Source organism: Haloglomus halophilum (assembly GCF_024298885.1).
GTDB lineage: Archaea > Halobacteriota > Halobacteria > Halobacteriales > Haloarculaceae > Haloglomus > Haloglomus halophilum.
This window is the reverse complement of the sequence record NZ_CP101166.1, coordinates 1417343-1438798: the sequence shown is the minus strand read 5'-3', so window position 1 is coordinate 1438798 and position 21456 is coordinate 1417343. Positions and strand designations below refer to the sequence as shown.

General features: G+C 67.3%; 19 protein-coding genes. 5 read left to right on the top strand and 14 right to left on the bottom strand.

The genetic code is table 11. The features are described from left to right. Window positions 1–2: 2 nt before the first annotated feature. Window positions 3–149: a hypothetical protein gene (locus NL114_RS07110; RefSeq protein WP_254824094.1), complete on the bottom strand. Its 147-nt coding sequence runs from the start codon at window positions 147–149 to the stop codon at window positions 3–5. Between the two features lie 176 nt (window positions 150–325). Between NL114_RS07110 and NL114_RS07105 the strand changes: the two genes are divergently transcribed. After that, window positions 326–1330, top strand: coding sequence for a glutathione S-transferase family protein (locus NL114_RS07105; RefSeq protein ID WP_254824093.1), 1005 nt, complete (start codon window positions 326–328; stop codon window positions 1328–1330). Between the two features lie 4 nt (window positions 1331–1334). Here NL114_RS07105 and NL114_RS07100 read toward each other — a convergent pair whose 3' ends face one another. Further along, window positions 1335–2507 (bottom strand): PAS domain-containing response regulator, encoded by a 1173-nt coding sequence (locus tag NL114_RS07100; protein ID WP_254824092.1) that lies wholly within the window; start codon window positions 2505–2507, stop codon window positions 1335–1337. A gap of 153 nt (window positions 2508–2660) precedes the next feature. Then, window positions 2661–4049, bottom strand: a complete 1389-nt coding sequence (thiD, locus tag NL114_RS07095) for a bifunctional hydroxymethylpyrimidine kinase/phosphomethylpyrimidine kinase (RefSeq protein WP_254824091.1) — start codon at window positions 4047–4049, stop codon at window positions 2661–2663. 120 nt (window positions 4050–4169) lie between these two features. Here thiD and NL114_RS07090 point away from each other — a divergent pair, with 120 nt between their 5' ends. Then, complete coding sequence (locus tag NL114_RS07090) at window positions 4170–5546, top strand: AlbA family DNA-binding domain-containing protein (RefSeq protein ID WP_254824090.1); 1377 nt, start codon at window positions 4170–4172, stop codon at window positions 5544–5546. A 65-nt stretch (window positions 5547–5611) separates the two neighbouring features. Here NL114_RS07090 and NL114_RS07085 read toward each other — a convergent pair whose 3' ends face one another. The 3 genes from NL114_RS07085 to NL114_RS07075 form a co-directional block, all read right to left on the bottom strand. Next, on the bottom strand, window positions 5612–7042 hold the full coding sequence (locus NL114_RS07085; protein ID WP_254824089.1) for a hypothetical protein: 1431 nt from the start codon (window positions 7040–7042) through the stop codon (window positions 5612–5614). Continuing rightward, entirely contained in the window at window positions 7043–7960 is a 918-nt protein-coding gene (locus tag NL114_RS07080) for an ABC transporter ATP-binding protein (RefSeq protein WP_350355403.1), read from the bottom strand. Window positions 7961–8141: 181 nt separating this feature from the next. Beyond that, the gene (locus NL114_RS07075) at window positions 8142–8465 is read right to left on the bottom strand and encodes a hypothetical protein (RefSeq protein WP_254824088.1); all 324 of its coding nucleotides are present in this window, start codon (window positions 8463–8465) and stop codon (window positions 8142–8144) included. A gap of 113 nt (window positions 8466–8578) precedes the next feature. On the opposite strand from NL114_RS07075, the gene NL114_RS07070 reads away from it, so the two are divergent. Further along, complete coding sequence (locus NL114_RS07070; protein ID WP_254824087.1) at window positions 8579–9199, top strand: DsbA family oxidoreductase; 621 nt, start codon at window positions 8579–8581, stop codon at window positions 9197–9199. A gap of 55 nt (window positions 9200–9254) precedes the next feature. Continuing rightward, window positions 9255–9872, top strand: a complete 618-nt coding sequence (locus NL114_RS07065; protein ID WP_254824086.1) for a hypothetical protein — start codon at window positions 9255–9257, stop codon at window positions 9870–9872. A gap of 18 nt (window positions 9873–9890) precedes the next feature. Here NL114_RS07065 and NL114_RS07060 read toward each other — a convergent pair whose 3' ends face one another. The 5 genes from NL114_RS07060 to NL114_RS07040 form a co-directional block, all read right to left on the bottom strand. Beyond that, the gene (locus NL114_RS07060) at window positions 9891–10607 is read right to left on the bottom strand and encodes a hypothetical protein (protein ID WP_350355419.1); all 717 of its coding nucleotides are present in this window, start codon (window positions 10605–10607) and stop codon (window positions 9891–9893) included. 102 nt (window positions 10608–10709) lie between these two features. Next, on the bottom strand, window positions 10710–11048 hold the full coding sequence (locus tag NL114_RS07055) for a thioredoxin family protein (RefSeq protein ID WP_254824084.1): 339 nt from the start codon (window positions 11046–11048) through the stop codon (window positions 10710–10712). Window positions 11049–11096: 48 nt separating this feature from the next. Further along, the gene (locus NL114_RS07050) at window positions 11097–12125 is read right to left on the bottom strand and encodes a lysylphosphatidylglycerol synthase transmembrane domain-containing protein (protein WP_254824083.1); all 1029 of its coding nucleotides are present in this window, start codon (window positions 12123–12125) and stop codon (window positions 11097–11099) included. After that, entirely contained in the window at window positions 12122–13651 is a 1530-nt protein-coding gene (locus NL114_RS07045) for a sulfatase (protein WP_254824082.1), read from the bottom strand. The genes NL114_RS07050 and NL114_RS07045 overlap by 4 nt, the downstream gene beginning before the upstream one ends. A gap of 469 nt (window positions 13652–14120) precedes the next feature. Next, a complete protein-coding gene (locus tag NL114_RS07040; protein ID WP_254824081.1) occupies window positions 14121–14990 on the bottom strand; it encodes a sulfurtransferase in 870 nt (289 codons plus the stop codon). Between the two features lie 340 nt (window positions 14991–15330). On the opposite strand from NL114_RS07040, the gene NL114_RS07035 reads away from it, so the two are divergent. Next, a complete protein-coding gene (locus NL114_RS07035; protein ID WP_254824688.1) occupies window positions 15331–16122 on the top strand; it encodes a sulfurtransferase in 792 nt (263 codons plus the stop codon). 7 nt (window positions 16123–16129) lie between these two features. Here NL114_RS07035 and NL114_RS07030 read toward each other — a convergent pair whose 3' ends face one another. The 3 genes from NL114_RS07030 to NL114_RS07020 form a co-directional block, all read right to left on the bottom strand. After that, entirely contained in the window at window positions 16130–17236 is a 1107-nt protein-coding gene (locus NL114_RS07030; RefSeq protein ID WP_254824080.1) for an AI-2E family transporter, read from the bottom strand. Window positions 17237–17337: 101 nt separating this feature from the next. Continuing rightward, window positions 17338–19794, bottom strand: coding sequence for an ATP-dependent DNA helicase (locus NL114_RS07025; RefSeq protein ID WP_254824079.1), 2457 nt, complete (start codon window positions 19792–19794; stop codon window positions 17338–17340). A gap of 864 nt (window positions 19795–20658) precedes the next feature. Beyond that, window positions 20659–21408, bottom strand: a complete 750-nt coding sequence (locus NL114_RS07020) for an SDR family oxidoreductase (RefSeq protein WP_254824078.1) — start codon at window positions 21406–21408, stop codon at window positions 20659–20661. Between the last annotated feature and the right edge of the window lie 48 nt (window positions 21409–21456).

The following is a 21456-nucleotide window of genomic DNA, read 5'->3' as shown; positions in this document are numbered from 1 at the left end:
CGCTATAGGTCGATCTCCTCGCCCTCGTACAGTTCCTCGAAGTCGACGTCCTCGTCCTGGTGTTCGATCGCCTTCTCGATGTCGCGCTCGCGTCGCTGTTCTCGCTTCACCAGACCCTTCCGCTCACGGCCCTTCTTCGTGTCTCCCATTACAGTGCGTGTCAATGCCTCACACCGACTTGAACCTGTCGGCGGTTCCGGCGTCCGTGGCGACCACCGGCCCCTGCACGCCCGACCGTCCTGAAGGTCGGTTTCGGCCGCCATAGCTGGTATCACCCGTGTCACGATGACGCTGATATGTCTCGCGCGTGTAGGGGTGACCAGTCATGGTCAACATGTTCGTCGACGGCGAATGGCGCACCGACACGTACGAGTTCAGCGACGAGGAGGGTGAGTTCGACCGGCAGCCGACGACCTTCCGGGACGCCCTCGGCGAGGAGTTCCCCGTCGAGAGCGACCGCTACCACCTCTACGTCTCCCGGGCCTGCCCCTGGGCCCACGGCGCGGCGATGGTCCGGTCGCTGCTGGGGCTGGAGGACGCCATCAGCATGGACATCGTCGACCCGTACCGCGACGAGCGGGGCTGGCAGTTCACCCCCGAGAAGGACGACTGCACGACCGACCGCATCAACGGCTTCGACTACCTCGGCGAGGCCTACGTCGAGGCCGACCCGGAGTACACCGGCCGCGTGACGGTCCCGGTACTGTGGGACACGCAGGAGGGGACCATCGTCAACAACGAGTCCATCGAGATCATGCGGATGCTCGCGACCGAGATGAAGGAGGTCGGCAACGGCGTCGACCTCTACCCCGCGGACATCCGCGACGAGGTGGACGAGGTCGTCGACGCCATCTACGACCCCATCAACAACGGCGTCTACCGCGCGGGCTTCGCCGGCACGCAGGAGGCCTACGAGAACGCCGTGGCCGAGCTGTTCGACGCGCTCGACCACTGGGACGACGTGCTCGCGGACCAGCGCTACCTCGTCGGTGACGGCGAGCGGCTGACGCTCGCTGACCTCCGCATGTTCGCGACGCTGGTGCGCTTCGACCAGGTCTACCACACCCACTTCAAGTGCAACCGGCAGCTCATCGAGCAGTACGACAACCTCTGGCCGTACGTCCGCGATATCTACGGGACGCCCGGTATCGAGCAGACGGTCAACATGGCTCACATCAAGGAGCACTACTACACCACCCACACGGACATCAACCCGACCGCGTTCGTCGCCGTGGGACCGGACCTGGACTTCGAGGCGAGCCACGACCGCGACGCGCTGCCGGGCGGGCCGCCCGAGGAACTGGTGGCCGGCACGGCCAGCGCGGACTGAGGCGCTACTCCGCTACCTCCTCCCCGGTCCGACGCTCGGTGATGTCCAGGATGGTACCCGTGATCTGGACGGTCTCGCCCGCCTCCCGTGTCACTTCTCCGCGACACCGGACCCACGTCACCCGGCCGTCGGGGCGCTGGATGCGGTGCTCGAACGTCGGAAACGAGCCAGTCGCCATCGCCTCCTCGACCGCTGCCTGGGCCCGTTCCTGGTCGTCGGGATGCACGGCGCCGAGCCAGTCCTCGAAGGACGGGGTGGGGAGTTCGTCGGCGTCCCACCCGAAGATGCGGTAGGTCTCGTCCGACCAGACGACCGTGTCCGATTCCGCGTTCCACTCCCAGGACCCGACGCCCGCGACACGCTGTGCTTCCTCGAGCCGTTCCGTTCGCTCCTCCAGCGTCCGTTGCAACTCCTTTCGCTCCGTGATGTCGGTCGCGAACCCGGCCACCCGGACGACCTCGCCCGCTTCGTCCGTGATGGGCTCGCCCCGGACGCGGACCCACCGGTCGAACCCCGACCGTTCGTCCACACGGACCTCGTGCTCGATCGTCTCCCCGTCGGACATCCGCTCCATCGCACCCTGTGCCCGCGAGCGGTCCTCGGGGTGGATGCCGCTCAGGAAGTCGGTCGGGTCGTTCCGGAGCGCCTCGACCGACCGGCCCCAGAGGGCCTCGTACGCGGAGTTGATGAACAGGAGCTCGGTCCAGTCGTGGCTGAAGATGTAGAGGACGCGGTCGGTGTTCTCGGCGAGTTCGCGGAGGTGCCGCTCGGCCTGCTCGCTCTGTGCGCGCGAGACGGCGTTCTCGATCCGATTGGCCAGCAACTCGTACTGTTCACCACCCGTTCCCTTCTGGAGGTAGTCCGTCGCGCCCGCCGAGATCGCATCGCTGGCGATCTCCTCGGACCCCTTACCGGTGAAGAGGATGAACGGGAGATTCGGGTGTGACTCGCGGACGCTCCGGAGGAACTCGATACCGCTGCGCCCCGGCATGTCGTAGTCCGAGACCACGCAGTCGAACTCCCCGTCGGCGAGCCGCTCACCCCCCTCGGCGGCGCTCCCGGCGCTGACGACATCGAATCCCTGGCCCTCTCGCTCCAGGAAGGACGCGGTCAGGTGGGCGAACTCCGGATCGTCCTCGACGTGGAGGACGTGGATCGGGTCCGGAGTGTGACTCATCGTCCTAGCAATTTCGAGAAGCAGCGGCATAAGTATGGGTGTAAATGACTACCACTCGGAGGTCGGCGGTGAGTGCCGCCAACTCGGCGGCGGGGGCGGTTCAGGGCGCGCTGGCCGTGCTGTCGGGCCCTGTTCTCCGCGGGGCGGTCGACCCTACTCCCCGGAGTCGGACTCCAGCGTCTCGACCACGCTCACCACCCGCTCGGCCACCTGCCGTGCGTCCGTCCCGACGAACTTCGCGATGGGTTCCTTCCCGTGTGCGCCGCGGTCCAGCACGACGACGGGCCGCTCGCCGTCCGCGTCTACCGAGCCGAACACCTGCCGGGCGCCCCACTGCATCGTGGACTCCTCGACCTCGGCCACGTTCTCTGGTTGCGCGTCGCGGTCGTACTCGGCGACCCGGCCATCGAGGGACGCCAGTGCGGCCTCGATGTCGTCGGTGAACCGACAGTTGACGGCCCAGCGCAGGTTTGGGTCGTACTCGCGCGCGGCGAGCAGGAAGCGAGCCACGTGGCTGGACGCGCCGAAGCGCACGCCCCGGTTGGGCTGGACGCCCGACAGGGTGCGGGTGATGCGCCCCTCGACGGCGGCGGTCTCCTCGGGTGCCTCGGCGTACGGGGTCGAACCGACGACGTTCATCCCCACCTCGGGAACGAGCGGCGATACGTCCCGCTCCGTGAACCAGTCCACCACGTCCTGCACCCGTTCGGCCGTGGGGTTCCGTGCGGCCTCGTTGCGCACGTCGGCGAGGTGGTGGACCGCGCCGGGCCCCTCGCCCACGTCGTGGTGGTAGCGGACGGCCCGTTCGAGCAGGTCGGCGCTCTCGCCGACGGCCTCACGGAGGGGTTCGCCGTGCGCGAGATGCGTGGCCGCTGCCGAGGCCAGCGTACAGCCCGAGCCGTGGGTCGCCTCCGTGTCGATGCGCGGGTGCCGCGCCGTCTCGATGTAGTCGGCGGTGACGAGCGTGTCCAGTACCTCGTCGCCGGGGATGTGGCCGCCCTTGACGAGCGCGCCCTCGGCGCCCCACGTGAGGAGACGCTGGCCGGCGAGGCGCGCCCCCGCCTCGTCCTCGACGTCGACGTCGGTCAGGACCGCGGCCTCGTCGGCGTTCGGCGTGACGAGCGTCGCCTCGCCGACGAGGGCCTCGTAGGCGTCCTCGGCGGCCTCATCGAGCAGGCGGTCGCCGCTGGCCGCGACCATCACCGGGTCGACGACGAGCGGGCAGTTCAGGTCACCGGCGTAGGCCGTGACGGTCTCGACGATATCGGCGGTGGCGAGCATCCCGGTCTTCACCGCCGCCACGTCGAAGTCCGCGAGGACCGCGTCCAGCTGTGCCTCGACCTCCTCGACGGGCAGGACGTGCGTGCCGTGGACGCCGGTCGTGTTCTGCGCGGTGACCGCGGTCACCGCGGAGGTGCCGAAGCCGCCGCAGGCCTCGATGGTCTTCAGGTCGGCCTGGATGCCGGCGCCGCCACCCGAATCCGATCCGGCGACGGTGAGGATCACCGGCCGCTCGACGGGTGCTGGGCGTCGCGTACTCATGGATATGGCTGCGGGCGTGACGACCATAGCGGTGGTGGTCGCCTGAATGAAACTCTTCGAGGTATTGCTGTCCGCATTTATACACCGTAATTTTATAATATCGGATAATCTTGTTATCATATGACTATTCTTGTCAGTGATGATGGGCTGTGGGGATTATTACAGTCCGATGAAAATGATCAATTAGACTTTAAGAGTGCGAGCTTATTAACGAATCCTGATGGTCAAAGTAGGTATAAAATTGCCAAACATATAACTGGATTTGCAAATCACAGGGGTGGTGAAATTGTGTTTGGGGTTAATGATGAAGGCGAGCCTGAGGGAGCAGATCTAATAGAAGAAGAGTGTCTGAGTACAATATCTGAAATATCTGCTGACTGGTGTAGCCCCAGCATAGATTTCAGGCACGACTTCTTTTCAGAAAGCCGTGGTGATCTTTCCGAGGGATCGATATTGGTACTTAAAATATACCAGAAACGCAATCCGCCACCGGTAGCAATCACTGAAAATTCGGAGGGCAAAATACAAAAAAGAGAATACAGAATCAGATCTGGCGAATCTACACGCCTGGTCTCTGATGGCGAATTGCTATCTCTATTCCAGGATGAACATGACTTGGAAATCGAGAAGTCGCATAATTTTTGGTATACGCACGGAAATAGACTGGAAACACCAAAATTAGACTTTCAACCAGGGTATTATTACAAATTCTCCGATATACTTCAAACTATTTCTGAAAACCGCGATTCTATTCTTGAAGCAATAGAGAGGGAGACAGATAATGAAGAAACAGAATACCTTCATATCGTGCTATTTGAGAGAATATCGTGTCTGTCTATATTGAGGGACTTGTTTTCTATTAGCTGGGACCGACTATTAGATCAGATTAAAACTATTGAGGATGATCGCTCAGTCTCTTCGGATTATGATTTTGTAACCATCTCATCAGATGATATTTTGATGGGTGATAACGATGATCCGGTTGTGAATGAATTCCCATCAGAATTTTGCGATTTGATTGAGGAAGCTGAAGCTACCTCAACTGAAGATAAGGATCAAGGATTACCTATCCCTGATGGTGCTGAAATTAAGGTGACTGATGACTTTAGAGGTATAGAGATAACTATGGATGGTGAATTTTCGATATTTGTCAACACTAGGCCTAGAATGACTACAGTGGGCTTACCACCTAATCATCCAGAAGCAGGTGAAAACCCTCATGCGCCGTTATTATTGACTGATGGTGGAGAACCTGGAATTAATAATGATTTCATATCTCATCAGGTAGATATAAAAATTGAAGCAGAGTTCATGTATCCTTCGCAATCGTATGATAATTATGTAGTGGCACAGGAGTATGCAGAGCATTTGTATCAGAAACTTTCTCGCGGATATAATTGGGAAGAGTTCATAGAGAATATCCCGAACAGAAAATTCTATGATATAGAAGAAAAACTAGAGGATATCGAAGACAAGATAGACAATATATCTGAATAAATAAGCTTTTAATACTTGCTGTTGCGAAATGCTGGAATTTCACGACTCATGTCCTCAATTCAGATTTAATTTATTTCGCTTAGCGACTTCCGCTCCCAGCGCGCCCCGGTACGGGTGTAGAGGCCCACCCCGATACCGCCCGCGACCAGCCCGATACCGACCGCAGCGCCGCCGGTCTGCAGCGGCGGGTAGAGCGGGTACGCGATGGCGAGGATGACTAAGGGCATTAGCACCGCCATCATCGCGAGCGTGAACAGCGCGAACGTCGGCGTGTCGAACAGCAGCTCCGTCGGCTCCAGGCCGGCGACGTACGCGGTGACACCGAAGACGTACATCGAGAGCGGGGGGAAGACGAGCAGGCCGACGATGGCCGTGTCGTAGCCGAAGACGAGCCCGCCTAGCGCCAGGTACGCCAGCCCGACCGGGAGCGCGAGGATGGCGAAGCCGATGAGCTTCGCGCGGAAGACGGTCGGCAGGCTCACGGGGTAGCGCAGGTAGAACTGCTCGTCCTCGAACTGGCAGAGCCAGTTGTAGGTCGTGAACGTCCCCAGCGCGAGGATGGTGGCGATGGTCAGCCCCGGCGCCGGCCGGACGGGGACGACCTCGGGGAGGTAGGCGAGCAACACGGCGAGGACGCCGAAGACGAGCCCCTGCGAGAAGACGACCTTCCAGAGCCCGCCCGAGGAGCGCCCCACGTCGAGCAGTGACTTCGTGAGCGCGCCCTGCCGGTCGAGCCGTCCGAGCCGTGAGTGGAGGAAGCGAAAGCGGTCGCGGGCGGTCCGGGCGGGCGTCCGCCGGTCGAACTCGAACAGCGCGATGCCGGCGGCCGTCAGGGCGACCGGGAGCAGGACGCTCCCGGCGACCGCGGCGGGGGTCACCCGCGAGACGAGCTGGTACGGCGTGACGCTGACGACGGTCGCGCCCCGCAGCACGAGCGCGGCCACGAGCGCGCCCGTGACCGCGAGCGACGCGAGCCGCGAGCGCGTGTAGACGCCCACGAGGAACAGCGACAGCGACACGCCCAGCGTGAACATCCCGGCCGCCGTGACGAACACGAGCGGCACCGTCGTCCACGGGACGAGTCCGAAGTACGCCAGCGGCGCCACGCCCACCGCGAGCGGTAGGATGAACAGGAACGCGTAGTAGAGCACGTCCTTGAACACGAAGGCGACCATCAGCCGGCGGAAGGAGACGGGGAGCGTGCGCGCGGCGAACAGCAACAGCGTCGTGTCACCGAGGAGGTCCTCCAGCGCGTCCCGTCCGACGAGGCCGACGGTGCCGACCTGCAGCCCCAGCAGCGCGACGACGAGGTGGAGCCCCCCGAGCAGCGTGTCGGCATCGGCGTTCCCCAGCGCGAAGAAGGTAGCCGTCCCGGCCGCGACGAGCGCGACGAACAGCGGGAAGGTCGCGAACCGTGCCCCGCCGAACAGCTCCGTGTGGAGCCGCCACTCCTCGCGGACCATCCGGTCGAACAGGTAGCGGTAGGAGACGCCCATCTACCGGTCCTCCGTCCCCCCGAGCCCGGTCTCGCCGTCGTCGGACCGGCGGCCCGACGAGCCACGTCGCGCGTCGCTCGCCTCGCCGCCGTCCGTCTCGGCCTCGACGGCCTCCTCTTCGGCCATCGCCGCGGGGTCGGCGGCGTCCGTCGCCAGCCCCTCGCCGATTACGGCCCCTTCCTTCGAGTCGGCGTCGACCGCCGCGAAGAACCGGTCCAGCAGGCTCTCCTCGGCTCCGAGTTCGCGCGGGTCGATCTCGGCGAGCAGCCGCCCGCGGTTGATGATGCCGACCTGCGTGCAGACCTCCTCGGCGGTCCCGATGAAGTGCGTCGAGAGGAACAGCGTGTTGCCGTCGGCGCGGTACTCCCGGAAGAACCGCTTCACCCGCTCCTGCATGATGGGGTCGAGGTTGGTCAGCGGCTCGTCGATGAACACGACGTCGGGCTCGTGGAGGAACGCCTGCGTGATGAGCACCTTCTGCCGCTCGCCCTGCGAGAGGTCCGTACAGAGCGTGTCGAGCTTGTGCTCGAACTCCAGTCGGTCGGCCCACGCGTCCACGCGGGGCTGGACCGTCCCGTCGTCGAGGTCGCGGGTGGCCGCGACGAACTCGAAGTACTCACGGACGGTGAGGAAGGAGGGCGGCCGACCGTTCTCCGGCAGGATACCCACCGCCTCGCGCGCCCGGACCGGCTCGGCGACGGGGTCGATGCCTACCACCTCGGCGGTCCCCTCGTCGGGCACGAGCTGCCCGGTCAGGATGTTGATGGTCGTCGACTTCCCCGCCCCGTTCGGGCCGAGGAAGCCGAACAGCTCCCCCCGCGGCACCGTCAGCGACAGGTCATCCAGCGCGGTCACGTCACCGTAGTGCTTCGCGAGCCCCTCGGTCCGTACCGCTGGCTCCCCCTCGTCACCGGTCATTGACCACCTGTTCGACCCCGGCCGTCGTTAACCCTGTCCCGACCCGGAGTCGCACGTGGCCGTGTATAATCTGTCTGGACACGTACTATTATGGGAATAGGCTTAGCAACGGAGATAAATTGGCTGAATATTCTCGGAGATATTTATATTTTTATTATAAATGGGCGACATAGAGATACTGTCATTCGGCGATATCGTTGGCGTACTCGATGGCGTCGACCTCGATTCGTCGCAGCTCGTCGGCGTGGGCGGCGCGTCGGGCCTGGATGCGTCGTGCGGCGACAACGCCGACGGCGACCCCGGCGACGACCATCGGGACCACGGCGGCCATCGCGAGGCGGCGGGCGGTGCTATCCTCGTGTCCGCCCTCCTGGTATTCCTCGCCCCCGTGGGCTTCCGGCGTCGTGTCCTCGTGCCCGTGTCCGTTCTCGTCGTCCCCACCGAAGCGGGCGCTGGGGCTGAAGGTCGCGCCGTACCAGTGGTTCTCGAGGAGTGTGATGTTCATACAACCGGTACGCCGGGTGAGAAGATAGCTGTTGCGTGCTACGGCACCGAGTGTCACGCTTTCCGTCCGGGGTCGCCCGGCAACTCTTGTGGCGTGGGCGCCTCTGTCCACGCATGCCCGACGCCATCACCGTCTACTCCGACTACGTCTGCCCGTTCTGCTACCTCGGCCGCGAGTCGCTGTCGCGCTACCAGGCCGACCGCGAGGACGAGCTGGAGATCGACTGGCACCCGTTCGACCTGCGCGCGAACAAGCGTCGCCCCGACGGCTCCATCGACCACGCCGTCGACGACGGGAAGGATGACGAGTACTTCGAGCAGGCCAGAGAGAACGTCCGGCGCCTGCAGGAGCGCTACGACGTGGAGATGACCCTCGAGATCGCGATGGAGGTCGACTCCCTGCCGGCGCAACTGGTCTCCTATCGTGTGAAGCAGGTCGAGCCGTACGAGACGTGGCTCGCGCTGGACGAGGCGCTCCTGGCGGCACTCTGGGAGAACGGCCGCGACATCGGCGACGAGGAGGTGCTCGTGGACATCGCGACCGACGTGGGCCTCGACGCCGAGGTCGTCCACGAGGCGCTCGCCGACGAGGACCTCCGTGCGGAGCTGACCGAGCGGTTCGACGCGGCTCGCGAGACGGGCGTCACGGGCGTCCCGACGTTCACGTACGAGGGGTACGCGGCCCGCGGTGCCGTACCGCCCGAGCAGCTGGAGCGGCTGGTCGAGGGCGCCTGAGGCAGTTCCCTCCACGCCCCCGGAACTCTTCTTCCGCCCGTGTGACGGCTCCTCCGTGTCCCCCCACCCCGCCCTCCCGGACCCACTCGACTGGCTCCTCGACCGCATGGTCTGGGTCGGCTGGTCCCGTGCGGAGCGGCGGCTCCGGCTCCCGATTCGCGTCGCGCTCACGCTCGTCCTCTTCGTCCTGTGCTCTCGTGCCGCCGGCGTGGGCATCCGCCTGCTCACCGACGACTACCGGGGCGGCGCGCTGGCGGGTGCGCTCCCGGGGTCGGACCTCGGGACCGTCCTCCGGGTCGCCAGCGCGCTGTTCGCCCTCGCTGCGGTCGCCCTCGCGATTGCGATCGCGGGCGTGTTCCTCGCGCCCGGCTACGTCCTCAGCGGGGAGCTGGCGATTCCGCTGGGCCTGCACCTCTCGTGGAACTACGCCCAGGGGGTGCTGTTCGAGTTTCCGGTCAGCGGCGTCGGGCTGGGGGTCGCCGTGGTCCGCACCCGCGAGACCGGGCCCGACCTCGTGACTGGCGGGCGGTTCGGCCCGGAGGTAGGGCTGCTCGGCGTGGTGGCCATCCTCGTCGGTATCGCGGCCATCGCGTGGTGGGTCCGGGCGCGGACCGGCCGGCTCGGACTCGAACCCGGGGTGTGGACGCCGGACCTGCGGTGGCGGGCGGAGTGAGTGTCGCGAGCGTGCGCCTCAGAACCCGCCCCACCGCAGGTACACCATCACGAAGATGATGGAGAGCTGGAACACGCCCTGGATGCCCGCCAGCTTCGCGTTGCGCATCCCGATGTCGGCGATGCGCCGGGTGTCCGGCTCCGCGGAGGTCATCTCCCTGTACATCAGCACCTCGCCGGGCATCAGGACGCCGAAGCCCAGCACGCTCAGCACGACCACGATGCCGAGCGACACTGCGATGACCGTCGAGGTCATGGCGAACTCCGGCAGCGTCACCGCGAGGTAGGCGACGCTCGCCACGGTGGCGACCGCGAAGACCGCCTGCCAGCGGCGGTCGCCGAACGCACGGAACTGGTAGCCGATGAGCCCGAGTGCGGGCACGACGATGGCGAGGTTCATCAGCGCCAGCCACGGGTCGGCGTTCGGGAAGTAGTCCAGGCGCAGCGCGAGCGTGATGCCGCCGACGATGGTCACCAGCGCCAGGACCGGCATCAGGAAGGTCATCTTCGGCGTGAACCGCTGGAAGATGTCGGCACGGGCGTCCACGTCGAGGCCGCCGATGACCGGCCCCAGCACCGCGGCCATGAACAGGTCGATGCCCGTCCACAGCACGCCGGCCATCACGTGGACGTACGTGTGCTGCTGGACGGTCCCGTTCACCAGCACGTACGCCAGTGCCAGCACCGGCACGGCCACGGCACCGGCCGCGAACGCCGGGTTCGCTCGATTCCCCATCCCCTGTATCGTCCCGCGGACGCTCGTCCTCGTCGACATCGTGTGTGCTACCTCGGGCAGGTCACAAATTCGTTACTCCGGCGGCGACGCTCCGGCGGCCTCTCAGTCGTCCGAGTCGACGAACGCGAGTACGTCGTCGGCACCGACGAACCCCTCGGCCTTCCGCGCCACCGGCTCCCCGTCCTCGAAGTAGACCAGCAGCGGGACGCTCTGCACGGCGAACCGCTCGACCAGCGGCGGGTCGTCGCGCGGGTTCACCAGCGCCACCGCCACGTCGGTCGCGCGGGCGACGTTCCCCAGAACGGGTTCCATCGACGCGCATATCGAGCAGCCATCCGTATAGAACTCGACCAGCGCGCGGTCGTGGTCGCCGAGGAAGGCATCCAGTGCGGCCTCGTCGTCGAGGTGTATCGGTCGGTCGGTGGTTGCGGTGTCGCTCATACGCTATCCGAGGCACTCTGGGCGGTTAAACGGTCTGCTGGGTCCCACTCAGGCGCGCTTCACGACCGCCAGCGCGGCGCCGCCGCCCACACCGAGCGCGAACCAGTAGGAGACGATGCGGTACACAAGGGCGATGGCGAGCGCGAGCGCGGCGGACTTGATGGCGACCGCGACCAGCAGCGCCACGAGCGCCGCCTCCACGCCGCCCAGCCCCCCGGGTGTCGGGACCATCCCCGCCAGCGTCGACGCGGGGACGACGAACAGCACCGTCAGCGGGCTGATGTCCACCCCGAGGGCTTGCCCCGCGCAGTACAGCGGGAAGGCGAAGAACACCCAGCCGACGTAGGCGAACGCGACGGCCTTCACGAGCGCACGCGGGTCCTGCGCGACGCGCCCGAACGCGCCGTAGAGGTCGTCGATGCGGTTCGCGGCGCCGTCGACGCTGACCCGCTGGGTCCGGCGTGCGACCGGCGCGACGAGCCGGAGGATTCCGCTCCGGACCCGCTCGCGCCAGAACCAGCCGGCGCCCGTGAGCGCGGGGATGCCGACGGCCATCCCGAACAGGCCGAACGCGAGCGGGCGCGTCGCCGCCGGGAGCGACGGCCGGCTCAGCAACACCCCGAGGCCGACGGCCGCGAAGCTGAAGAAGGGCAGCAGGTTGAGCAGGTCCGCCGTCACGACCGAGGCCAGCGAGTCCTCGTAGCTCGCGTCCGTGTCCCGCGAGAGGACGTACGCGATGAACGGCTCGCCGCCGGCCTGTCCGAGCGGCGTGACGTAGTTGGCGAACGTGGCCGCGAAGTACGTCACGACGAGCCGGCGGTACGGCACGTCGATGCCGACCACCTGGAGGACGATCTGCCAGGCCTTCCCCCACGCGGCGAGACAGAACGCCGTCGACAGACAGCCCAGCGCGACCCACTCCCACTCGGCACCGGCCAGCGCCTGCGACACCTTCTCGACACCGAGACCGACGGTCACGAGGTAGAGGAAGGCGAGCGCGACGAGGAAGCCGACGGCCGTCTTCGCCAGCGTCTCGCGGGTCGCGAACTCGACGAACTGCCGCCCCTCGCCCGTCATTCCATGTAGCCCAGGTCCTGCAGTCGGGATTTGGCGTCGTCGCTCATGTCGCCCAGCACGTCGTCGTCGTCCACGTCCGACCACTCACCCCCGACCAGCTCCTCGAACTCGGCGAGCGTCGCCTCCACTTCGGCGACGGCGGGGTCGTCGGTCCCCACGTCCTCGGTCTCGCCGGGGTCCTCGTCGAGCCGGTAGCCCTCGTCGGGGATGCGCTCGTTGCGGATGTACTTCGCGTCGGCCCGCCGCGCCGCGCGCATCCGGGAGTAGAACCGGGAGTCCTCGTCCAGGGTGATGCCGGCTTCGTCGGCCTTCGTCTCCAGCTGGTTCAGCTCCACGACGGGCTGGTGGTACTCGACGAAGCCGTACTCGCCGCCCTCGAACTGCCGGGCCTCCTCGCGCAGCAGCGACCGCGTCGGGTCGAACGCCTCGCCACCGTGGTCGGGTGTGCCCGCCGCCTCGGTCGCGCCCGCGGCGTCCAGCGTCGTGTGGTAGAGATCGAGCAGTTCGACGGTCGTCTCGTCGCGCCCCGGCGCCAGCCCGGGCGATTTGACCATGAGCGGCACGTTCACCAGCGGGTCGTAGATGCAGAACTCGTGGCCGTACAGCCCGTGCTCGCCGTGGAGTTCGCCGTGGTCCGCACAGATGACGACCGTGGTGTCGTCCCACTGGCCGGTCCGTTTCAGGTGGTCGAACAGGCGCTCCAGCTGGGCGTCGATGTGCCGGATCTCGGCGTCGTACAGCCCGCGGATGTCGTCGAACTCCTGCTCGGGGATGTCCCGGGCCCCGGAGTTGTACTCCTTCGAGTTCTGACAGACTGCGGTCGGGTCGACCCCGGGAGCGAACTCCTCGCGGTACTCCTCGGGTGGGTAGATGGGCAGGTGGGCGTCCATCAGGTTGATGAACGCGAACCAGTCCTCGGCCTCGTCGGTGAACTCGATGGTCCGGTCGATGACCTCCGGGGTCTTCGTGTCCGCCCCCTCGCCGCTGGCGAGGTACTCGTGGACCGTGTTGCCGAGTTCGACGAGGCGGTCCGCGACCGAGCGCAGGCGCTCGTTGTCGTTGATGCGCTGCCACAGGTTCGCGAGCGTCCCCGAGAGGAACTCGCCCGGCATCACCTCGAAGAAGTTGTCCTGCTGGTCGAAGCCCGCCGTGAGGCGGGTGTAGGGGGTTATCCACGCGTTCGAGGAGTAGCAGGCCGTCGCACGGCCGCTCGCCCGGACTGCCTGGGCCAGCGTCCCGATATCGTCCCCGAGATAGGGGTCCTCCTGCGTGGCCGCGTGGTCGCTCGGGTACAGCCCCGTGAACATCGAGGCGTGCGAGGGTAGCGTCCACGGTGCCTGTGCGACCGCGTTCTCGTAGACTCGCGCCTCCGCGGCGAACTCCTCCAGTACGGGGGTCGTCGGCCGGTCGTAGCCGTACGGCGTCAGGTGGTCCTTGCGGACCGTGTCCAGCACGACGAACAGCACGTTCCCGTCCGCCTGGCCGCCCGCGTCGTCCGTTCCGGCGGAGTCGGCCGTCTCGCTCATACCCGCCTCTGTCGGTGCGGACGCAAGAAACATGCGGATTTCGTCGGACACTCGAACGACGGTTCGTGGCCCTTAGCGTGCCCCTAATGCGAGAATCACTTCCCGTCGACGTCCCGCGGACGGGACTCGAACCCCCGGCGCCCGGCGGTCGCCGCCGGCACCGCCTCGTGTTGTCCCTCAGATTATCAACCGATATATCTGGGGTATATCTGGTCCGCAGGCATTATGTGGTGTTCTAGATGAATATTTGTACGGTATTCTGGATATGCTGGGTTGTCTGATGGTGGTCGGTGTGTCAGACGGGTGCCGCGGCTCCGGAGGTGAAAGAAGAGTGGAGATGTCGGCCGACGCGGTCCGTTCTACTCGCCCGAGCCCTGCTCGCGGGTCGCTCCGCTCGCGGCGGTGCCGCTCGCCGGGGGCTTCGCCCCCGCTCTCCCCGCTCGCTCCGGGGCTTCTTCCTTCGCGATGCTCAGTCGTCAGCCCCGCCCGTCTCGACGGGCGCGCCGACGAGGTTGCCCCACTCGGTCCAGGAGCCGTCGTAGTTCGTCGTGTTCTCGTAGCCCAGCAGCTCGTGGAGCGCGAACCACGCGATGGAGGAGCGCTCGCCGATACGGCAGTAGGCGACGACCGACTGCGAGTCGTCGATGCCCTGCGAGCCGTACAGCTCCTCGAGCTCATCGTGGGACTTGAACGTCCCGTCGTCGTTGACCGTCGCGGCCCACGAGATGTTCTCGGCGCCGGGGATGTGGCCGCCACGCTGGGCGGTCTCCTGCAGGCCCGGCGGCGCGAGGATCTCGCCGGAGAACTCCTCGGGCGAGCGGACGTCGACGAGCGGGATGCCACGGTCGATAGCGTGCTCGACGTCGTCGCGGTACGCGCGGATGCCCTCGAACGGGCCGCCGGCGGTGTACTCCTGCGCGGAGAAGTCGGGGGCCTCGTCCGAGAGCGGGTAGTCGTTCTCGACCCAGTAGTCGCGGCCACCGTCCATCAGGCGGACGTCGTCGTGGCCGTAGTACTTGAACTGCCAGTAGGTGTAGGCCGCGAACCAGTTGGAGTTGTCACCGTAGAGGACGACCGTCGAATCCTCGGTGATGCCGTGGGAGCCGAGCAGGTCCTCGAAGTCCTCCTTCGAGAGGATGTCGCGCTCGGTCTGGTCCTGGAGCTGGGTCTCCCAGTTGAAGCCGATGGCGCCGGGGGCGTGGCCCTCGTCGTACGCCTCGGTGTCCACGTCGACCTCCACCAGTCGGTGGGCCGGGTCGTCGCTCTGGAACTCGTCGAGTCGGTCCTCGACCCAGTCGGCGGAGACGAGAACGTCCTTCGCGTAGCTGTCTTCTACCATGTTCGTTCCCCTATACCCGGACCCGAGAGATAACCCTACCACCACCGGCAGGACAGGCCGCCCATGGCTATTACCGGAATTTGTTGCCGGTTAGGGCGGTGGCGGAATCCGTCGCTTCCCGACCAGCTGACGGTTCCTGTGCCGGTTTCGGTCCCGGAAGTCGAATTGTGGTCCAAATAGCCGCCACGGAACCGGCAACGAAATCCGCTATCCAGTATCCCGGGTCCCGTTCGCCGCGCTCGCCGGGTTGATGCCCGCCCGGCCAGGAGGTGCTGGTATGACCGACGAGGACGCCGGGCGGCGTGTACGGGGCGATGGTTCCGGTGACGCCGACGGGGACGTGCCGGTCGTCGTGAGTGTCGACTGGCTGGCGGCCCACCGCGAGGACCCGGATGTGGCCGTCGTGGATGTCCGTGACGCCTGGGAGTTCGACGGCATCGGGCACGTCCCCGGGGCCGTGAACGTCCCCTTCGACTCGTTCCGGGCGACCGAGCACGGCGAGGCCGAGGCCGGGATGCTCCCCGGCTCGCGAGCGTTCGCCGACCTCATGAGCGAGGTCGGCATCGGGAACGACGACCGCATCGTGGCCTACGACGACCGGAACGGCGTGTTCGCCGCGCGCCTGCTCGTCACCGCCGAGCTGTACGGCCACGACCCCGACCGCCTGCATCTGCTCGACGGCGACTTCTCCGCCTACAACCTCGACCACGAGACGACGGGCGAGGCACCCGATGTCGAGCCGACCGACTACCGCGCCGCGTACGAGGAGCGGGGTCCCCTGGTGCCGCTGGCGACCGTCGAGGCCGCCGTCGCCGACCCCGGGACCGTCATCGTCGACACGCGCGAGGCGTGGGAGTTCGACGAGGGCCACATCCCCGGGGCGGTCCGGCTGGACTGGCAGGAGCTGGTCGACACGGAGACACGGGGGCTGCTCCCCGAGGACGAGCTCCGCGATCTGCTCGCCGAGCGTGGCATCCGGCCGGGCGAGCGCGTCCTGCTCTACTGCAACACCGCCCGGCGCATCAGTCACACGTACACGGTCCTCCGGCATCTCGGCTTCCCGACCCTGGCGTTCTACGAGGGGTCGCTGACGGAGTGGGAGGCCGAGGGGAACACGCTGGAGACCGCCTGAGGACGGGTCAGTCGTCCGGCTCGTCCGCGCCGTCCACCTGGCCGTCCTGCAGCGCGCCCGGCCGCGGGTCCGCGCCGGCCTCACCGTTCGGCCCGGGAGTCACCGTCGCGTCCAGCTGGGTCTGTCGCCCCTCGGCGGTCTGCGAGAGCAGTTCGACCGCCTCGACCAGCAGCCCGACCACCAGCGGCCCCGCGATGAAGCCGATTGCGCCGACGGTGAGGAGCCCGCCGGTGAACCCGATGAAGTACAGCGAGGTCGGGAGGTGTGCCGCCCGGCTCGCCAGCCGCGGGCGGATGATGGCGTCGGGGGCGAGGCCGATGAACACGGCTCCGATGACCGCCACCAGAATCGCCCGCGTCGGCATCCCGGTGACGAGGTCGACGCCCGTCAGCACGGCGATGAGCACGCCCGGGCCGACGATGGGGATGAACTGGAGGACACCCGCGACGACCGCCAGCGTGAACGGGGCCCCGTATCCCAGTGCCCCGAATATCACGAGTGCGACGGCGAACGTGCCGGCCGCCGTCGCAGCCTGCAGGACGTAGATGCCGTACAGCGTCTCTCGCACTCGTCGGTCCAGTGCCACCAGCACGTCGTGGTAGGCCGGCGGCGTCACGGAGAACGCCGCCCGGCCGACGGCCTCCGGCCGGACCAGCAGCGCGAACAACAGGATGGCGAACAGGAACAGTTTCAGGCCGAGCACCGGTGCGGCAGTCGCCACGTCGACGGCAAGTCCCTGTAGCGCGTTCCGGGCGGTCGCGAGGATCGTCGTCGTGTCCACGGTGTAGGTGAACTCCCCCAGCGGGACCGTCACCTCGGGCGGGACCGTCCGGAGGAGGGTGAACAGCGACTCGCGCCGGTTGTAGAGGACGAGTCCGAGCGCCCCCACGACGACGAGGACGACGCCGAACGCGGCTCCCGTGACGACCGCGCTGGCCCAGTAGGCCGGCAGTCCCCGCCGTACGAGGTGCTGGTGGACCGGGTAGAGGACGTACGCGACCGTGATGGCGAAGAACACCGTCTGGAGGACGTCGAACAGCACCACCCCACAGACGAACAGCAACCCGACGACGAGGGCGGCGAGCAGCCGGCGGCGACGGCGAGCGATAGACACGCGTTCCGGTTCCGCGTCGTGTGACAAAAAGTCACGCGTCGAACGGGCCGGTCCCGCCGGGACCCCGGCCCTGTCACGATGGACACCGGCGGGCGACGGTGTCAGTCCACGCCACTGTCGCCGGCCGTCTCGCGGAAGCGGTCCAGCCCGAGCGAGAGCATGTCCGGCGAGACGGCCTGGAACTCCTCGCGGTCCGGCCCGAGGTACTCGCGGACGCTGTTCCATGTATCGCGCGCGTAGCGCTCGTCCAGCAGCACCCGGACGCCCGTCTCGTCGGGCCCGCGGATGACGCGCCCCACGGCCTGGCGTGCCTTGCGGACGGCGGGGACCGTCAGCGCGTACTCGAAGCCGTCGCCGAACCGCCGGTCGTACGCCGTCCGGAGCGCCCGCGTCCGCGGGCTGGCGGTGTTGATGAGCGGGACCCCGCAGACCACGGCCGCGCTGAGGCGGTCGCCGCGGTAGTCGACCCCCTCGGTGAGCGTCCCGCGGAGCGAGGTGACGAGCACCTTCCCGGGCCCGTCGAAGAACTCCTGTTTCAGGTCCTCGGTCACGTCGTCCGCGGAGGACTCGTCCAGCAGGACCGTCTTGTCGACGGCGTCGCGGAGGTACTCGGCGGCCCATTCGGCCTCGGCGTAGTTGGGCATCCCGACGAGGACGTTGCCCGACACCGTGGCGACCTCCCGCAGTGCCGACGCGTGGATGCGCCGGGCCTCGGTCTCCTCCCCCGGCGCGCCGCGGTTCTCGAAGGTGAACGGCGGCGCCGCGACCGCGAACGACTCGCGGTGCTCGGGTGGGAAGTCCAGTCCGTAGCTCCGGGTGATGACGGGCCGGTCCTCCTCGCGTTCGAGGTGGTTCAGCCCCGTCACCTCGGCGAAGGCGTCGAGCGGTTCGAGGGTCGCGCTCATCAGGACGCCGCCGCCGAACTCGTCGAGGCGCTCGGCGATGGCATCCCCCGGCAGGCAGTTGTGGAGCGCGAAGCGTGCGTTGTACGCGCGCCGCCAGGAGTCCGTGGGCTGAGCGTCGTCCCACGTCCGCTCGAGTTCGACCTCGCGGAAGTGGTCGACGTGGTCGGCGCGCGCCCACGCGCCCAGTGCGCGCCCGACGGCGGGTGCGGTCCGCTTGGTGTCCTCCTCCTCGACGCTGTTCAGGATGCGCGCGGCGACGGCACACGCACTCTCGGCGCGAACCCAGTCGCGCTCGCCGTACCCCTCGTTCTCGGCCCACTGGGTGAGGTCGTCGGTGCGGGGCCGTTCGGGGTCACGGAGGGGAATCTCGTCGTCGGGCAGGTCGTTCAGGTTCGCCCGCCAGCCCCGGTGTTCCCGGTCGAGATACGACTCGACCTGTCGGGCGAGCTCTCCCCGGAGGTCGCGGAGGAACTGGCGGGTCCGCTGGAGGTCCTCCAGGTCGACGCTGGCGTCCGATAACTCCGCCCGTATCTGGTCGACGGGCCCCGTCTGCCGGCCGGTCTCGTCGGTCATCGTCAGCGGCTGGACGACCTGTGCGAGTTCGCTCTCGGCGTCCCGCAGGGAGACGTCCGCGATGCCGTCGCTGACGAGGTCGCGGACGCGCGGTTCGAGCATGTGGGCCTCGTCGCAGACGACGAACGTCTCCTCGTCCAGCAGTGCGCCCGTGAACGTCTCGACCGTCGTCGGGTCGAACGCGTGGTAGTAGTTCCCCACGACGACCTCCACCTCGGGTAGCAGCGCCCCCATCACGGAGTGCGGACACGTCCCGGCGTCCACAGAGAGCCGCGTGAGTTCCTGCGCGTCGATGTGGCCGGTCTCCGTCCAGTCGAACGGGACCGCCTCGGCCGCCTCGCCGTCGTCGGGCAGGTCCTCGAGGAACTGCGCGTAGAACGGGCAGTACTCCACGTCGTTCCCGGATTCCGGCGTGCCCTCGGGGTAGGGGGCCATCCCGCCCGCGGCCTCGAGGTAGTCGGCGGCGTCGCCGCCGCTCGCGCCCGAATCGGCCAGTCCGACCTGCTGTGAGCGGGCCTGTGAGGCGAGGTCGCCCGCGCTCGTGTCGTCCGCGAGCGCGCGCGTCCGTTCGCGGAGCCCCTCGCAGCGCTCGTAGACGTTCGAGTCGTCGATGCCACCCGTCCCGGCGACGTTGTACGCGCAGACGTCGGCCTTCCCGACCAACGTGAGCCCGGAGACGGGGTTCCAGTCCTCGGGGAGGTTGTCGTTGATGATGCGGAGGTCCTGTTCGAACTGCCGGAGCTGCTGCTTGACGCTCGTCAGCGCGAGGACGCGCTCGTACTTCGTGTCCGGGTCCCGGACCAGCTGGATGCCCGCGGTCAGCGCGATGTGGGTCTTTCCGGTGCCACAGGCCCCCTCGAGGGCCAGAAAGCCGCTGGATTCGCCCGTTCCGATGGCCGTCTCGATGCCGTCGACCTGGTCGTCGTACGGCTCGTCGTGGCCGAACACGTCGCGCCAGGGCTGGTCGTCGTGGGCGTCGGTGTCGCCTTCGCTGGCGGTGCCGGCGTCGCTCGTCCCGGCGTCGTCGCTCGATGTGTCGGCCCCCTCGGTCACGAAGTCGGGTCGGGCGTCACCGGCCATAGGCGTGTCGGGTCCTCGTCCCGGGATGGGTCTTGAAGTTTCGTGTGGGTGGCATATATTCCAATAAGTACTATAATATATGACCAAATCATAACATATCTATCGAAAATTTAGGGCATATGGGTAATAGGTGAAGTAGTGATAGAAACTGCTACGAAGCCCTCGCACTCTCGACCCACGGGAAGACGTTCCTGCTCGGCCTTCGGCCTGCGCGGGCTGCGACTTCCCTGGTTCGCGCCGTCGGCGCTCACCTCCGGGGCTCGTTGCGCTCCTCGGCCTCACTCCGTTCGGCCTGCGGTGCTTACGTCGCCCGGGAGGGTTCGAGAGCGCTCGCCTTCCGGCAGAGCAAGCTCTGCCGACCTTCGCCTCGCTTCGCTCGGCTCAGCTTCGAGTCCGCCAGGGGGGACCGTTTCGGGTCGAGCGAGGCGCGTGGTGGTTCCAGCGGGGCGCTAGCGTCCCCACACCTCCCCGCGCCGTCGCCGGGAACGCCGAACCCGCTCGCGTTGCTCGCGGTTCGGCGCGGGTGGCGACGGCGCGCTTCCTGGTCCCGGAACCGGCTGGCCGACCAGTCCACGGGCCGGGAGCGCGTGGCCGAGCGCACGCGAGGCCCACGCGACCCGGGGAAGGGCAGGGCCGCCGCTCCGTGGAACGGTCAACGTCCTGGTGGAATCGAAGGGCGAGCGCGCTCAGCGGGTCCCCGGCGACGCAAGCACCGCAGTGGAGGGAGCGAAGCGACCGGAGCGAGGAGCGCAGCGAGCCGCGGGCCCCTGAGCGCGCGAGGGCTTCGTAGGTGGTTCTGTTGTCGCGTTCGTCGTAGTCGCGTTCGCTGTCGACGCGAGAGTCCAGAGAACCCAGGAACCCACCCTAGAACCCGGTCAGCTTGTCCCGCTCGTACAGGTCCAGTTCGTGGACCATCGAGGGCGACTGCTTCGCGGCGAAGGCGATCGCGTCCGCCACTTCCGCCGGCTCCACCACCTCTCCCGGTTCGTAGCGCTCGGCCATCGTCTGGTCGCCGACCTCGAACTCGGTGCGAACCGCGGCGGGATTCACGACCGTCACGCCGACCCCGTCGTCGCCAACCTGCGCCGACACCGACTTCGCGAAGCCGCGGACCCACCACTTCGTCGCGGCGTACACCGGGTTGTACGGTCGGGGGAACTTCCCGGCGAACGAGCCGACGTAGACCAGATGGCCGCCCGCTTCCCGAAGCGCGGGCAGCGCCGCGCGCGTGAGGTAGAACACGCCGTCCGTGTTGACCGCCATCATCCGGCGGTACTCGTCGTCGGTCATCGTCTCGATGGCCGACCCCGCGGCGACGCCGGCGTTCGCGACGACGACGTCGAGGCCGTCGAGTCGCTCGCGGGCCGCCGCGACCAGCGCCTCGACCTGGTCGGGGTCGGTCACGTCCGTCGGGACCACCTCGGCCGTGACGCCGTGGGCGTCGGCCACACCGTCGGCGACCTCGCGGAGGCGTGCCTCGCGGCGGGCCGCGAGCACCACGTCGGCGCCGTCCCGTGCGAGGGTTCGGACCGTCTCTCGACCGATTCCGGAGGAGGCGCCCGTCACGAGCGCCGTCATTCCGCCGAGTGCGCCGCCGGCTGTGTCGTCGCTCATCGGCCCGCGGTCCGCCTGCGTGCGGTATGGCTCTTGTGGGGGTGTGTT

Excerpts from the sequence above, each read along its gene's own strand:
- NL114_RS07025 (WP_254824079.1), bottom strand. The coding sequence starts at position 19,794 with ATGGCCGGTGACGCCCGACCCGACTTCGTGACCGAGGGGGCCGACACA.
- NL114_RS07100 (WP_254824092.1), bottom strand. The coding sequence starts at position 2,507 with ATGAGTCACACTCCGGACCCGATCCACGTCCTCCACGTCGAGGACGAT.
- NL114_RS07080 (WP_350355403.1), bottom strand. The coding sequence starts at position 7,960 with ATGACCGGTGACGAGGGGGAGCCAGCGGTACGGACCGAGGGGCTCGCG.
- NL114_RS07105 (WP_254824093.1), top strand. The coding sequence starts at position 326 with ATGGTCAACATGTTCGTCGACGGCGAATGGCGCACCGACACGTACGAG.
- NL114_RS07040 (WP_254824081.1), bottom strand. The coding sequence starts at position 14,990 with ATGGTAGAAGACAGCTACGCGAAGGACGTTCTCGTCTCCGCCGACTGG.
- NL114_RS07075 (WP_254824088.1), bottom strand. The coding sequence starts at position 8,465 with ATGAACATCACACTCCTCGAGAACCACTGGTACGGCGCGACCTTCAGC.
- NL114_RS07085 (WP_254824089.1), bottom strand. The coding sequence starts at position 7,042 with ATGGGCGTCTCCTACCGCTACCTGTTCGACCGGATGGTCCGCGAGGAG.
- NL114_RS07090 (WP_254824090.1), top strand. The coding sequence starts at position 4,170 with ATGACTATTCTTGTCAGTGATGATGGGCTGTGGGGATTATTACAGTCC.
- NL114_RS07020 (WP_254824078.1), bottom strand. The coding sequence starts at position 21,408 with ATGAGCGACGACACAGCCGGCGGCGCACTCGGCGGAATGACGGCGCTC.
- NL114_RS07050 (WP_254824083.1), bottom strand. The coding sequence starts at position 12,125 with ATGACGGGCGAGGGGCGGCAGTTCGTCGAGTTCGCGACCCGCGAGACG.
- NL114_RS07045 (WP_254824082.1), bottom strand. The coding sequence starts at position 13,651 with ATGAGCGAGACGGCCGACTCCGCCGGAACGGACGACGCGGGCGGCCAG.
- NL114_RS07055 (WP_254824084.1), bottom strand. The coding sequence starts at position 11,048 with ATGAGCGACACCGCAACCACCGACCGACCGATACACCTCGACGACGAG.
- thiD (WP_254824091.1), bottom strand. The coding sequence starts at position 4,049 with ATGAGTACGCGACGCCCAGCACCCGTCGAGCGGCCGGTGATCCTCACC.
- NL114_RS07110 (WP_254824094.1), bottom strand. The coding sequence starts at position 149 with ATGGGAGACACGAAGAAGGGCCGTGAGCGGAAGGGTCTGGTGAAGCGA.
- NL114_RS07070 (WP_254824087.1), top strand. The coding sequence starts at position 8,579 with ATGCCCGACGCCATCACCGTCTACTCCGACTACGTCTGCCCGTTCTGC.
- NL114_RS07060 (WP_350355419.1), bottom strand. The coding sequence starts at position 10,607 with ATGGGGAATCGAGCGAACCCGGCGTTCGCGGCCGGTGCCGTGGCCGTG.